11 protein-coding genes are annotated in these 14,131 nt (G+C 66.4%); 4 read left to right on the top strand and 7 right to left on the bottom strand.

Features of this window, described 5'->3' with window-relative positions:
- Positions 1 to 41: 41 nt before the first annotated feature.
- From NJLHNGOC_RS02270 to NJLHNGOC_RS02300, 6 genes are all read right to left on the bottom strand, one after another.
- A complete protein-coding gene (locus NJLHNGOC_RS02270; RefSeq protein WP_206059687.1) occupies positions 42 to 1,508 on the bottom strand; it encodes an NAD(P)-binding domain-containing protein in 1,467 nt (488 codons plus the stop codon).
- 189 nt (positions 1,509 to 1,697) lie between these two features.
- Complete coding sequence (locus NJLHNGOC_RS02275) at positions 1,698 to 2,654, bottom strand: LysR family transcriptional regulator (RefSeq protein WP_110527141.1); 957 nt, start codon at positions 2,652 to 2,654, stop codon at positions 1,698 to 1,700.
- 246 nt (positions 2,655 to 2,900) lie between these two features.
- Positions 2,901 to 4,244, bottom strand: coding sequence for an amidohydrolase family protein (locus NJLHNGOC_RS02280; RefSeq protein WP_113594907.1), 1,344 nt, complete (start codon positions 4,242 to 4,244; stop codon positions 2,901 to 2,903).
- A gap of 267 nt (positions 4,245 to 4,511) precedes the next feature.
- Positions 4,512 to 5,999, bottom strand: coding sequence for a Ppx/GppA family phosphatase (locus NJLHNGOC_RS02290; protein ID WP_113594909.1), 1,488 nt, complete (start codon positions 5,997 to 5,999; stop codon positions 4,512 to 4,514).
- A gap of 78 nt (positions 6,000 to 6,077) precedes the next feature.
- Positions 6,078 to 8,408: an RNA degradosome polyphosphate kinase gene (locus tag NJLHNGOC_RS02295; protein WP_408890435.1), complete on the bottom strand. Its 2,331-nt coding sequence runs from the start codon at positions 8,406 to 8,408 to the stop codon at positions 6,078 to 6,080.
- A 111-nt stretch (positions 8,409 to 8,519) separates the two neighbouring features.
- The gene (locus NJLHNGOC_RS02300) at positions 8,520 to 9,257 is read right to left on the bottom strand and encodes a P-loop NTPase family protein (RefSeq protein WP_113594910.1); all 738 of its coding nucleotides are present in this window, start codon (positions 9,255 to 9,257) and stop codon (positions 8,520 to 8,522) included.
- 175 nt (positions 9,258 to 9,432) lie between these two features.
- Between NJLHNGOC_RS02300 and purM the strand changes: the two genes are divergently transcribed.
- Together purM and purN are read left to right on the top strand one after the other, a co-directional pair.
- The gene (gene purM / locus NJLHNGOC_RS02305; protein ID WP_113594911.1) at positions 9,433 to 10,569 is read left to right on the top strand and encodes a phosphoribosylformylglycinamidine cyclo-ligase; all 1,137 of its coding nucleotides are present in this window, start codon (positions 9,433 to 9,435) and stop codon (positions 10,567 to 10,569) included.
- Position 10,570: 1 nt separating this feature from the next.
- Positions 10,571 to 11,197, top strand: a complete 627-nt coding sequence (gene purN / locus NJLHNGOC_RS02310) for a phosphoribosylglycinamide formyltransferase (protein ID WP_113594912.1) — start codon at positions 10,571 to 10,573, stop codon at positions 11,195 to 11,197.
- A 197-nt stretch (positions 11,198 to 11,394) separates the two neighbouring features.
- Here the strand turns inward: purN and ndk are convergent, their stop codons facing one another.
- Positions 11,395 to 11,817, bottom strand: a complete 423-nt coding sequence (gene ndk, locus NJLHNGOC_RS02315) for a nucleoside-diphosphate kinase (RefSeq protein ID WP_110527117.1) — start codon at positions 11,815 to 11,817, stop codon at positions 11,395 to 11,397.
- Positions 11,818 to 11,985: 168 nt separating this feature from the next.
- On the opposite strand from ndk, the gene NJLHNGOC_RS02320 reads away from it, so the two are divergent.
- Both NJLHNGOC_RS02320 and NJLHNGOC_RS02325 read left to right on the top strand, forming a co-directional pair.
- The gene (locus NJLHNGOC_RS02320; RefSeq protein WP_113594913.1) at positions 11,986 to 13,878 is read left to right on the top strand and encodes an ABC-F family ATP-binding cassette domain-containing protein; all 1,893 of its coding nucleotides are present in this window, start codon (positions 11,986 to 11,988) and stop codon (positions 13,876 to 13,878) included.
- A gap of 13 nt (positions 13,879 to 13,891) precedes the next feature.
- On the top strand, positions 13,892 to 14,122 hold the full coding sequence (locus NJLHNGOC_RS02325) for a hypothetical protein (RefSeq protein WP_133258657.1): 231 nt from the start codon (positions 13,892 to 13,894) through the stop codon (positions 14,120 to 14,122).
- The last annotated feature ends 9 nt before the right edge of the window (positions 14,123 to 14,131 follow it).

The raw sequence follows: 14,131 nt of genomic DNA on the forward strand, positions 1-14,131 counted from the left end.
CGTTCTTCTCCCGGATCTGTCCGTTGAAATACCGTCTCCTTTTAGACGGGATCGGAGACAGGGGGGTCAAGACTGACGAGTTCGGGCGTGTCGTACGAAAGCAGGCTGTCGAGGTGTTCCTGCCCGTCCGCGACATACAGGTCGCGCCCCAGCCCCTGCGCCAGCCGTTCGACACCGAAACGCATGCCACTGATGGAGGCACCGGAAAGCCCCATGCTCGGCGTGGCGGAGAAGGTGAAGTTATGGATGTTCGCAAGCATCGGCGCCAGCGGATCTGCGGGGTCGCGCGCGATGAACTGGTACCGCTCCCCAAGGTAGGGATACGTGCCCAGCACCTCGCTTTCCTCGCCCGCGGGCGGGGCATAGCGTTCGCGCCACAGCGCCACGGAGTTCGCGAACGAACGGGTTTCGGGACGGCGCGACAGGTCGACGGTAAAGCCCGTGCCGATGATGACGAAATCGAACCTCATCTCCCCCTTCGGGGTGCGCACGACAATGTCATCGCCATCCATCCGCACACCCTCCCACGGGCAGCCGGTGTGATAGGCGAAATTCGCATGGCGACGGCAACGCCAGAACGTGTCCTGCGGCGGGGGCTGGTTCAGTTCGAAGATGCGCCGCATGAAGCCCCAGCGCAGCCGGTCCTCCAGCGCGGGGAAATAGGCAAGGAAGCCGGTGTTTTCCATCCAGCGGTACGGATTGATCGAGGGGATTTCCCGCCGGCGCAGGCACAGCGTGACCGACCCGGCCCCGGCCTCCAGCGCCGTGGCGGCGTTGTCAAAGGCCGATGCCCCGGCCCCCAGCACCCCGATGCGTCTGCCCTTCAGCGCGTCGAAGTCGATGGCTTCGGACGTATGGGCGAACCGTTCGCGCGGCAGGCTGTCGCGGATGAAGGCGGGCACGTGCCATTCGCCACATCCCTCGATCCCGGTCGCAAGCACCAGCTTGCGCGCGTAATGGGTATGGACATCCCCGCCCGACGTGCGGAACGACAGGCGCAGCAGGCCGTCTTCCCACTCCACCGCCTCAAGCGCGTGGTCATTGGCGACCGGCAGGTCGAGGATGTCGCGATACCAGTCCAGATAGGCCTGCCAGTCCTGACGCGGTATCTTGTCGAGCTTTTCCCACGCCTGCGCGCCGTAACGCGCCTCGAACCACGCGCGCGGCGTCAGGTTCGGCACGCCAAGGTCGGGTCCCGTCACGTATTTGGGCGTGCGCAGGGTAATCATGCGGGCAAAGGTGATCCACGGCCCCTCCCCCCCACGGGCCGCGCGATCGAAGATCTGCACGTTGTCGATGCTGGTGCGCCTGAGCGCGAAGGCGGTGGCAAGGCCGCCCTGCCCCGCGCCGATGATCGCGACATCAAGCACCCGCCTGCCATCGTGATAGCGTGGGGGCACCCATTCGCGCCGGGGATAGCCGATGACCTCCAGATCACGGCGCACGGCCTCATCCAGGGTCCCGAGGCCACCGCGCGCATCCGTGCCGTCCCGTCCGTGCATCGTCATATGCCTGTCCCACCGTCATTTGCGTCATTGCCGATGCAGTGGCCGTGGCGTCCCCCGACACCACGCGTCCGATATCCCCCCAACCGCACCGTTGATGAAACAGTGTAATCAGGCCGTCGCGTGTTTCGTCCAGTAGAATGATCTGACCATTCTGTTTCAGAAAACAGAACAGGAAGGCAGTGCGCTGAGCTACAGTATCTTTTCGTCGCCCACGCCCTGTATCCGGCGCAGTTCCTGACGCAGTTCCTCGATCACCGTTTCCAGAAGCGGCGGCAGCCAGCGCGATTCCCGCACGTACACCCCAAGGTCCGTGACCGCGCGGGTATCACGCAGGGGGACGTGGCACAGGCTTTCATGGCCGGCCTGCATTTCCACCGCCAGGGGCGACTGGAACGCAAGGCCGCTGCCGGCAGCCACCATGCGGTTTGTCAGTTCGATGGAGCCGGTATGCAGCACGACATGCAGGTGTTCCTGCCAGGGACGCAGCATCGGTTCCATCACGCGATACAGCGACAGGGTCCGCGTGGGCAGGATCAGGCGATGGCGCACGCATTCCTCGATCGTGACGGTGCGCAGGGGGGCGACCGGATGGTCCCGCCGCACCACCGCCCCCACGGGGAAATGCGCCACCGCCACGCGACGCAGGTCGGGATACAGCGCCAGCGAGAACGCGATGCCAAGGTCCACGCTGCCATCCTGCAGGGCGGAGACGATGTTCTTGGGCGATCCGATCTCCACATTCAGGTCCACCGCGGGATACATCCGCGTGATCCGTTCCAGCAGCGGCGGCAGAAGCTGGCCGGTCACCCCCTCCACCGCCATGATGCGCAGGCGCCCGTCCTGCCGTCCCGACAGCGCGTTGATCTGCTCCTCCGTCCGGGCGGCGTCCTGCATGACGGTCACGATATGCCGCGCCATGATGCGCCCCACCTCCGTCAGGACCATCCCTTCGGGCAGGCGGTCGAACAGGGGGGCGCCGACCTCGGCCTCCATCTGCGCCAGCTGCCGCGTCAGGGCGGAAGGGGTGACATTCAGGCGACGCGCGGCCTCGCGGATGGAACGGCATTCCCGCACGGCGTTGAAATAGGAAATGCCCCGCGCATGCAGGCGCATCATGCGTGGGGTGCGTAATAACGGCTCGCTCATGCGCGATCACCCGCCCGCATCACGGACACCGCCGCCGGATGCCCCCGCGTCGCACCGGCATGGCGGCAGGCCATGCGTTGCGTGCCATCCGACCGTGCCTGCCATTCCATGTCAAAACCGCTCCCCGCGTCATACAAATGCGCCGGCATCCCCATCGGGCACGCAGGCGCGAAACATCCCGGCGGGATGATACTTCATTCCCGCCCCGTTGCCAGAACCCGCGCGCGGGATATCGTCCAATATCGCCTAACCATCCTGTGCCGCCAGATGCGCGCTGCGCCTGACCCGCGCGGAAAGTTTGCGCCCGAAACAGGGACGCGCGACATGCCGCCCCTGCCCGGCCGCGCACGCCTGCGTATCGGACCATGCCAGCACGCCACCGTGCACCACGTGACGGACGCATCCCGACACGACCGGCGCGCCGTGGCATGACGACAGCGCCCGGGCCTCGCCCCGCGGGTCCCACAGCACGAGGTCCGCATCGGCCCCCACCATGATCGCGCCCTTGCGGGGATAGATGTTGAAGGCCCGTGCCGCGTTGGCGGAAGTCACGGCCACGAATTCCTCCACCGACAGGCGACCTGTCTCCACCCCGTGATGCCACAGCAGCCCCAGTCGTCCCGACAGGTCGGGCATGGGACGCGCATCCTCATCCGCCTGCGTCGCATCATCTCCCGCGCCGCTGGCGGTCATGGCCGCCATGCCCGCCGACAGGCCGCCCCACAGGGCCTGCCGGTGTTCCTCCGCCCGCAATGGCGGCAGATCGGGACAGAACGGCGCATCGTCATCTTCCGTCATCACCAGATGCCGCACCAGCACCTCCGCGCTGGTGCGCTGTCCATGCAGGCGCGCCGTCGTGATCGCGCTGATGGCCCCTTTCGTCGAAACCGGCCCCAGATGCACCGGCGAACCCAGGACACCCGCCAGCATGAGGGCGCGGGCAGTCCCGGCCTCCTCGATCATGGGGACGCAGGACAGCGACTGTGCCTCAACCGTTCCGATCCCGGCATCGCGCAGCCCGACGCGCAGATAGTCCGCGACCTGCCCCCTGTGGGTATCGAACGCGCACAGCGCACCCAGCGCCATCGCATGGTCGATCACGCCCAGCAACTGCGTATCCGGCAGGTCGCCGCCACACGACAGACGAAAGGAATTCACCCCGCATTCCCGCGTGACCGCCCTCATGCCGGCCGCCATCCGCGCATCCCGGTGATTGATGACCATATGGGCCGAAAAATCGACGCCGCCCCCACGCGCCGCGTGTCGCCATTCCTCCCACGCCGCGCGCATTTCATGCCCGGCGGGCACGTCGATGCAATCGATGAGCGTGGTCGTTCCCGCCGCCAGCGCGGCATGGCCGATATCGGCAAAGCGGCGGGCATCCGGCCCGATGCGGGTATGGGGATCGACGCCGCCGGGCATCACCAGCAATCCCCCCGCATCCAGCACGCGGCATCCGTGGGGCGGGTCCAGCGCGGGGCCGATGGCTGCGATCTCCCCGTCCCTGCCGCACAGGACGTCAATCCTGAAGGAGGCCTCCGCCGTGACCACCGTCCCACCGCGCACCAGCAGCATCGCCTGTTTTCCCATCCGTTCCGAACAGCCCATTTTCAGGGAAGATGACGTTCCATGCAAAAGGCCGCGATGTCCCGCAATCCAGCACACACGAATCCCCCGGTGACAGGCGTGGTGGAGCAGGAAACCTTTTGAAAACGGTCTGTCGATAAAAAATAACGAAAGTTTCCGGGCGTCGCCTTTTTTCGAACAGGCGACGTCCTTCGAAGCTTTTTGCAAAAAGCTTTACCAAAAACCTTTATGATTTCAGGAGATTACTGAACCTGCCATTTGAATGGTCCGTTAGACGCTTTGCGCGATCGCGGTCGCCACGGACAGGCTCGCGCCCAGTCGTTCCAGTCGCCGCCGCACGCTTTCGCCCTGCACCACGTCCTGCCCCGACGCGAAACGCAGGGTCAGCGTGTGCCCGTCGAACAGGAGTTCCGTTCCGCGCAGCAGCGCATCGGTCCCGCCGCTGACGCTGTAGGCAAGGCGAAGCGCCTGTCCCAGCACCACGGCACGCGCGAATCCCGCCTCGTCCAGCAGCCGGCGCGAGGGTTCCAGACACGCGATTCCCATATCGACGCCGTACCGCACCGCCAGCGTCAGCGCGAGGGAGGCACGCGCCGCATGCGTGAAACCGACCCCCTGCATGCGCAGGATCCGCAGATAGGTCTGTTCCGCCCGGTATTCCGGGTGATCGTACGACCCGACATCCGACATCCAGCACGCGGCATGGCGCAGGCGGCGCGCCGCCTCGTCCTCCGCCGGGAACAGCGGCGCCGTCCATGGCACAAGCCGCAGCGGCAGCGTCATGCTGCGGCCCAGGCGCGCGCACATTTCCTGCGCCACGGCTTCCTGCGGGTCGGTGCCCGCCACGGCGGCCGCGACCTTGCGCATGTACCACCCCTCGCGCAGGCCATCGACGCAGAACACCAGCCGTTCGGGCTGCACCCGGCGCATCAGCCGGCGCAGGACCGTCGCGGCAAAGGGCGCGTCCTCCAGCCGCTTGCGCGGCACGCCGGGCAGGCGTTCAAGCATGCGCCGCGACGACCCGATGATCCAGTCCGCCATGTCGCGCGCATCCGCCGCGCCCAGTTCATAAAGGTGGACGATATTGAGCGGATAGGCCGTGCGCGCGATCTGCAGGCGCGCAAGCGCACGAAACCCGCCGCCAACGACATACAGCGGGCATCCGCGCACTTCATCAAGCCAGTCGATGCGCGACAGGTCCGCATCGACGATCTGCCGCGCGGAACCGAGATCGCCCTGCGCCCGGTCATTGAGGCGGATGACCCCCAGCGGCAGCGTGCATGCCTCCATCCTGCGCCCGCCCACCAGCCGGATCAGCTCCAGCGACCCGCCACCGATATCGGCCACCAGCCCGTGGGCGTCGGGAATCCCGCACAGGACGCCGGTGGCGGAATATTCGGCCTCCTGCTCCCCCGACAGGATATGGATCGGGACCCCCGGCAGGCGGGTCCGCAGGCCCGCGACGAAATCCGGGCCATTTGTGGCGTCGCGGACCGCCGCCGTGGCCAGCACCTCGAACGGGCTTGCGTCCATGCCGCGGGCAATGGCGTTGAAACGGTCCATGACCTCCATCGCCATGGGAACTGCCTCCTCGTTCAGGCGGCCCGTCGCGTTGAGGCCGCGGCCAAGGCGCAGGACGACCTTTTCATTGAAAATCGGGATGGGATTGCGCGAAATCCCGTCAAACACCACCAGACGCACGGAATTCGAACCCAGATCGATAACGGCCGAACGGTTCTGCCCCGATGCCCCGCTCACGCAGGGGCTCCCGCCATGGGGAAGGCGACGGTGGAAACGTCACGGGTCATCATGGTGCCTGCCATGGCGGGTATGTCCTCAGTCCTCAATACTCTGCTCCGTATGCCACGGCTGCGACGCGCTGACGCGGATACCGCCATCGCCGGGCGCGCGTCCCCCGCCAGAGGGATGCTCCATGAAATATTCATGCGCCGAGAAGGGCGCGCGCCCGGGTTCCAGTCGTCTCCATACGCCATTTCGCTGCAATATCCATGACTGAAGATTGTCCTTCAGGTCCGCCATCATGATCTGGTTCAGCACGCGGGCATGCACGGCGGGATCGCGCATCGGCACCATGCTTTCGACGCGCCAGTCCATGTTGCGTACCATCCAATCGGCGGATGAGATGTAAAGTTTCGCGTTGCGCGACGGCAGGCGGTGGCCATTGCCAAAGGCAAAGATGCGGGCATGTTCCAGGAAACGCCCGACGATCGACTTGACCCGGATGTTTTCCGAAAGTCCCGGCACGCCCGGACGCAGGCAGCAGATGCCGCGCACCACCGCCATGATGTGCACCCCCGCGCATGATGCCTCGTACAGCCGGTCGATCAGGCCCGGATCGACAAGGGAGTTCATCTTGAGCCAGATGCGCCCCGGACGCCCGGCCTTCACATGTTCGATTTCCGCGTCGATCAGTTCATTGAGGGTGGAGCGGATGGTCACAGGCGAAAACGCGATCGCCTCCATCCGCGCGGGCATGGCATAGCCGGTCATGTAATTGAACAGCCGCGCCGAATCGCGCACCAGTTCCGGATCGCAGGTAAAGAACGACAGGTCGGTATAGATGCGCGCCGTGATCGGGTGGTAATTGCCGGTCCCGAAATGGGCATAGGACCGCAGCGTTCCCCCCTCCCGCCGGACCACGAGGCTGAGCTTCGCATGGGTCTTGAGGTCGGAAAAGCCAAAGACCACCTGCACGCCCGCCGCCTCCAGCGCGCGGGCAAGGCGAATGTTCGCCTCCTCGTCGAAACGCGCGCGCAGCTCGACCATCGCGGTGACGGACTTGCCCCCTTCCGCCGCCTCGATCAGCGCCTTGACGATCGGGCTGTCGCGCGAGGTGCGGTAGAGCGTCTGCTTGATCGCGACCACCGCCGGGTCCAGCGCCGCCTGACGCAGGAACTGCACCACGACGTCAAAGCTTTCGAACGGATGATGCACGATCATGTCGCGCGCGCGGATCGCGGCGAAACAGTCGCCCCCGCAATCGATGATCCGTTCGGGAAAACGCGGCGTATAGGGCGGGAACAGCAGGTCCGGCCGGTCATCGACGATCAGTTGCTTCAGATCTACCACCCCGATCAGCCCCGACTGCACCAGAACCTCGTCCGGCGGCGCGTTGAGGGAGGCGGCCATGGAGCGGGCCAGATCCTCGGGCATGCGCGATTCGATGTCGAGATGGATGACCACCCCGCGACGCCTGCGCTTGAGCGCGCTTTCATATGAACGGACCAGATCCTCGGCCTCGTCCTCGAACTCCACGTCGGTGTCGCGCACCACGCGCATCACCCCCCATTCTCCGGCGACCAGACCGGGAAAGAGGCGTCCGATGCACATCACGATCAGGCGTTCGAGCAGGATGAAGCGCGTCTGCCCCGGCGGCGAGAGGGAATCGGGCATGCGGATGAAACGTTCGATGCGCGAGGGCAGCAGGATCAGCGCCTCCATCACGAACTGTCCGGTGCGCGCGTTCATCAGGCGCAGCGCCTGCGCGATGCCCATGTTGGGAATGAAGGGCAGCGGATGGGCCGGGTCGATCGCCAGCGGCGTCAGCACCGGAAAGACCCGTTCCATGAAACAGGTGTCCAGCCATTCCCGCTCCGCCGTATCAAGCTGGTCCTCGTCACACAGGACGATCCCCGCCTCCGACAGTTCGTGGAGGAGGTCGCGCCAGATGCGCTGCTGTTCATGCAGCAGGCGCGCGGTACGTTCGCGCACCGCGACAAGCTGCTGTGCGGGGGTCAGCCCGTCGGGCGACGGGGTGATCAGCCCCTCGCGCACCTGTCCCACCAGCCCCGCGACACGCACGGAATAGAACTCGTCAAGGTTGCTGGCGCTGATGGACAGGAACCTGACGCGTTCCAGCAGCGGATTGCGGGGATTGTCCGCCTCGTCCACCACGCGCTGGTTGAAATCAAGCCATGACAGTTCGCGGTTGATGAAACGTTCGGGCGAATGCGCGTCCGGCGCGGGCATGTCAGGGCATGGATCATGCACCACCAGGTCGCGCGACGGCGCGGCATCATCCTCGGCCTTTGTCGTGGCGCGTGTTGTCGCGCGCGCGCGCGTGGTGCGGCGCGGGGCGCGACGCGGCGCGGCCCTGCCGTCTTTTGCCGTGGCGGAGGAGGCTGGCTTGCGCGGAGGTCTGGACAAGGAACTCGAACTCCCGATAGGGACCGCCGCCGCGAAAGGGGGCGACCGTGGCCAAAAGCAGTCATGCAAGGGTAGGACAGCAGCGCGGGCGTTGACCAGAGGGGGCCGTTGCTACACCTCCCCTGCCGGAACGGTTTCGCATGCGGCGTCGGGGGGCAGCAGATCGCCCAGTTCCGCGATCGCCATGGCGCGCGTGACCGGCCGCCCGGTGGCAAGGGCGGCATGGTCCAGCCGATGCGCGACCTCCATCATCGCGGCGGCGGTGCGCGGAAGCCGGCGCAACAGCCATTCCAGCACGGGATGCGCCACGACAATCTGCCGCTCCGCCAGCAGCCGCAGGAGCACGATCCGCAGCAGCGTATCCTCGGGCTGGCGCATCTCCACCGCCATGGTCGCGCGCAGCCTGCTCTGCAGATCCGGCAGCGTGACGGACCAGCGCGCGGGCGCCGCCCGCCCGGCCAGCGCCAGCGCCATGCCATGTTCGCGCGCACCGTTGAGCAGGTGCAGCACCGCGCGTTCATCCGCGCACCCCTGCGCATCATCCAGCGCGATGGCCATGATGCCCGAACGGTGCTGCGCCCCGAACAGGCGCGCGACATCATCGCGCGTCAGGTCCGGCCCCGACAGCAGCACCGCGTCATGTTCGCTGGCCCAGATTTCCAGCAGGTGCGTCTTGCCGCATCCCCGCGCGCCCCACAGCGCCAGCCGCCGGTCGGGCCACGCCGTGCGCCCCAGCAGCCACGCGCGGGCCGCCGCGTTGGAGGGCGCGGCGACAAAATCCGCCCGCGTGAAACGCGGCTTGTGCGCAAAGGGCAACACAAGCTGCCCGATCGTGTCGCGGATCGGCATTTTCTCCGTTTTCGGCCCTGTGCGCGCAACCACCGCTTGGTGCCCGGCCCCGGCTTGACGTAAAGAGAAGCGCAAAGACCGTATTGACCCCAATGCTGTCGCATCCATCGCGTCCTCCATAGCCTGCGGGCAGGAGTCCGGGAAAGCGATAGTTTGACGATGAAGGCCCCTGCGCATGACTTCCGCCCCGTCCAATCCCCCCACCCCTTCGTCCCCCGATGCGTCCCGTGCGGACGCAACGTCCGGGGGGGCGACCTATCGCGATGCGGGCGTGGACATCGCCGCGGGCGACGCGCTGGTGGAGGTGATAAAGCCGGCCGCCCGCGCCACCGACCGTCCCGGCACGATGGGTGGACTTGGCGGATTCGGCGCGTTGTTCGACCTGAAGGCGGCGGGGTTTTCAGATCCCATCCTGGTGTCATGCACCGATGGCGTCGGCACGAAGCTGATGATCGCCATCGAAAGCGGACTGCATGAAACGGTGGGCATCGACCTTGTGGCGATGTGCGTGAACGACCTCGTGGTGCAGGGGGCGACACCGCTGTTCTTCCTCGACTACTTCGCGACGGGGCACCTGTCGGTCGATGACGCGGCGAAGGTCGTGCGTGGCATCGCGACGGGCTGCGCGGGGTCGGGCTGCGCCCTTGTCGGGGGGGAAACGGCGGAAATGCCGGGCATGTACGCCGCCGGGCATTATGACCTTGCCGGGTTTTCGGTGGGGGCGGCCGAACGCACCGCGCTGCTGCCGCGCGACATCCGGCCCGGCGACACGCTGATCGGGCTGCCATCCGCCGGGGTGCATTCCAACGGATTTTCGCTGGTGCGCGCCATCGTCAAGCGTTCCGGCCTGCAATGGGATGCGCCGTGCCCGTTCGCGGCGGGACAGACGCTGGCGCAGGCGCTGATGACGCCGACGACGCTGTATGTCCATCAGGTCCTGAACCTGCATCACGCGGGCCTGTTGCAGGCGGCGGCGCATATCACGGGCGGCGGCCTGCCGGGCAACCTGCCGCGCGTGCTGCCGCGCGGCACGCGCGCCGTGATCGACGGACAGTGGGATGTCCCGCCCGTCTTCGGCTGGCTGGCAAGGATGGGTCAGGTCGCGACCGAAGAAATGCTGCGGGTATTCAACTGCGGGATCGGCATGGTGCTTGTCACGCGCGATCCCGAAGAAGTCATGAAGCGCCTGTCCGAAACGGGTGAAAAGGCGCATGTCATCGGCCGGATCGAAGCCGCCGACAGCCCGGACGCCGATGCCTCGCTGGTGATGAAGACGCAGCCGGATTTCGGCGCGACCGGGACCCGTGCCTGAAATGACGGCCACGACCAAGCGTCCCATCGGCATCCTGATCAGCGGGCGCGGCAGCAACATGGGCGCGCTGATCGCGGCATGCGCGGCGGCGGATTATCCCGCGCGCATCGCCATCGTCATCAGCAACAATCCCGACGCGCCGGGGCTGGAGACCGCGCGCCGGGCGGGACTTGCGACGAAGGCGATCGACCACCGCACCTTTGGCCGCGACCGCGCTGCGCATGAGCGCGTGATTGACGCAGCCCTGCGCGACGCGGGGGTGGAGGTCGTCTGCCTGGCGGGATACATGCGCCTGCTGACGCCGTTCCTGACGCAGGCATGGGCCGGGCGGATGCTGAACATCCATCCCAGCCTGCTGCCGTCCTTTCCGGGGCTGCATACCCACGAACGCGCGCTGGAGGCCGGGGTGCGCCTGCATGGCTGCACGGTGCATCTGGTGACGGAAGAAATGGATGAAGGCCCGATCATCGGACAGGCGGCGGTGCCCGTCCTGTCCGGCGATACGCCCGACAGCCTTGCCGCGCGTATCCTGATGCAGGAACACCTGCTGTATCCGGCGGCGCTGCGGCGCGTGCTGATGCCCGAAACCCAGGCGGAGGCAACGGCGGACGCGCTGCTGTGCGTCTGAAAAACCGCTTCGGACGGATTACTGAAAATGAACGTTTCCGGGTGCTGCCTTTTCTAAGAAAGGTAGTATCCTTCGCAGCTTTTTGAAAAAAAGCTTCACCAAAAATTTCTGATATTCGAAGACAGTCTTCAAAAGATCCGTCCATAAAAAAAGCCGGCATTTCTGCCGGCTTTTCCCACTGATGTCCGCAGGGACGATCAGGGCAGGATTTCGGTCCCGGCGAAGAAGAACGCGATTTCGTTCTTCGCGTTTTCCAGGCTGTCGGAGCCATGGACGGAGTTCGCTTCGATGCTTTCGGCGAACTGTGCGCGGATCGTGTGGGCCTCGGCCTTCTTCGGGTCGGTCGCGCCCATCACTTCACGGTTCTTCGCCACCGCGTTTTCGCCCTGCAGCACCTGCACGACGACCGGGCCGGAGACCATGAAGGACACCAGGTCGTTATAGAACGGACGTTCCTTGTGCACTTCGTAAAACGCGCCGGCCGTGGCGGGCGTCAGCTGGATGCGCTTCTGCGCAACGATACGCAGGCCCGCGTCCTCGAACACGGCATTGATCTTGCCGGTCAGGTTACGACGGGTCGCATCGGGCTTGATGATCGAAAGGGTACGTTCGACAGCCATGGAACTGGCTCCTTTTAACTCAGATACGTTGTGATCGACAGGACATGGCGCCACAAGGGCACGTGCGTCCTTACCTGACGCCATCTAGAGCATATCGCCAAGGACTGGTAGGTACTAGCGCGACGAATCCTGCCATCCGCGCCACATATTCCCGGAGTACCGCGTTTCGTGAGCCTGCTTGTCATATCCGACCTGACCCTTCGCATCGCTGGGCGCACTCTTCTGAACGGGGCCAGCCTGACCATCGATCCCGGCCGCAAGGTGGGACTGGTGGGGCATAACGGGGCGGGAAAATCGACGCTGCTGGCCGCGATCGCAGGGGATATCGCGCCCGATGGCGGGGAAATCCGCCTGTCGTCGCGCGCGCGCATGGCCCGCATCCGGCAGGAAGCGCCAACAGGACATGGATCGCTGCTGGAAACGGTGCTGGCGGGCGATACCGAACGCACCGCCCTGCTGGCGGAAGCGGACAGCGCGACCGACCCGATGCGCATTGCCGACATCCATGAACGTCTGCGCGCCATCGATGCCCACAGCGCGCCCGCGCGCGCGGCGGGCATCCTGTCGGGGCTGGGGTTCGACATGGCGGCACAGGCACGTCCCGTCTCGGACTTTTCGGGGGGATGGCGCATGCGCGTGGCGCTGGCCACCGCGCTGTTCCTCAATCCCGACCTGCTTCTGCTCGATGAGCCGACAAACCACCTCGACCTCGAGGCCACGCTGTGGCTGGAGGGGTGGCTGGCGCGTTTCGCGGGCGCGGCGCTGATCGTCAGCCACGACCGCGGGCTGCTGGACCGCGCGGTCGATGCGATCGCCCATCTGGACCGCGGCAGGTTGACGCTGACGCCCGGCGGGTATGAGGAGTTCGTGCGCATCCGCACCGAACAGGCCCTGCAGCAGGCGCGCATGGCCGAACGCATCAATGCGCGGCGCGCGCACATGCAGTCCTTTGTCGACCGTTTCCGCGCCAAGGCGACCAAGGCGAAACAGGCGCAGGCGCGGCTGAAGGCGCTGGAAAAACTGCCGGTCATCGAATCGGTGGTCGAAGACGCACCCAGCCAGTTCTCCTTTCCCGAACCCTCCCCCCTGCCGCCGCCGATGCTGACGATGGACCGGGTTTCGGTCGGATATGGCGACACCACCATCCTGTCGAACCTGTCGCTGCGCATCGACATGGAGGACCGCATCGCCCTGCTGGGCGCGAACGGCAATGGCAAGTCCACCTTCGCCAAGCTGGTGGCCGGGCGGCTTGCGCCGCAATCGGGCACCCTGTCGCACAGCCCGCGCCTGCGCGTCGGCTATTTCGCACAGCACCAGGCCGAGGAACTGCGTCCCGACGAAACGCCCGTCGATCACATGGCCCGCGCCCTGCCGGATGCCACCCCGGTGGCGGTCCGTTCGCAGCTTGCGCGTTTCGGGCTGGACGCCGCGCGGGCCGAAACCGTCACGCGCGACCTTTCAGGCGGGGAAAAGGCGCGCCTGCTGCTTGCCCTCGCCACGCGGGATGCGCCGCACCTGCTGATCCTTGATGAACCGACGAACCACCTTGACCTTGACGCGCGCGACGCGCTGATCCGCGCGCTGGCGGAATTCGAAGGCGCGGTCCTGCTGATCAGCCATGACCCTCATCTTGTGGAACTGGTGGCCGACCGGCTGTGGTTGGTGGGCGATGGCGGCATCCGCACGTTCGAGGGGGATATGGCGGAATACCGCGCATGGCTGATCGAACGCGCCCGCGTGGCCTCCTCCGGCGGGGAGGGGCCGCGCCCGGCCGCCCCCGCGCGTCGCGAGGACCGTCGCGAACGCGCCGAAGCGCGCAAGGCACTTGCCCCCCTGCGCCGCCGCATCCGCGATGCGGAGGCACGCATGACGAAGCTCGCCACGGAACAGGCAAAGGTGGAAGCAAGGCTGGCGGACCCCACCCTGTATGAAGCGGCAGGCAGCGCGGAAGAAGTGACCGCCCTCAACACCCGCCTCGCCACCCTGCGGCGGGAGCACGAAGCGGCGGAAGAGGACTGGCTGGCCGCGGAAACGGAACTCGAAGCCGCCGAGGCGCAATGACCTTGCGTCCGGCATGGCGGGCGGTCGATGGCGGCCATTCGCCCGCGCCCGCCCTGTTGCGCCTGCACCGCCCTGCGCCGCCAGCCTGTCGCGACGGAATTACGCGCATGGCGTGCGCTTCCTGCACGCTTTCTTCATATCGCGGGGGGCATGGTGGCGCCGCATGTTGCGGTGGCACATGGACGTGACGATGATGGGTTCGCGACGTGACCTTCCGCGTGGTGGCATCTCCACCATTGCATGAAAAAACAGG

It is taken from the genome of Novacetimonas cocois, assembly GCF_003311635.1.
Taxonomy (GTDB): domain Bacteria; phylum Pseudomonadota; class Alphaproteobacteria; order Acetobacterales; family Acetobacteraceae; genus Novacetimonas; species Novacetimonas cocois.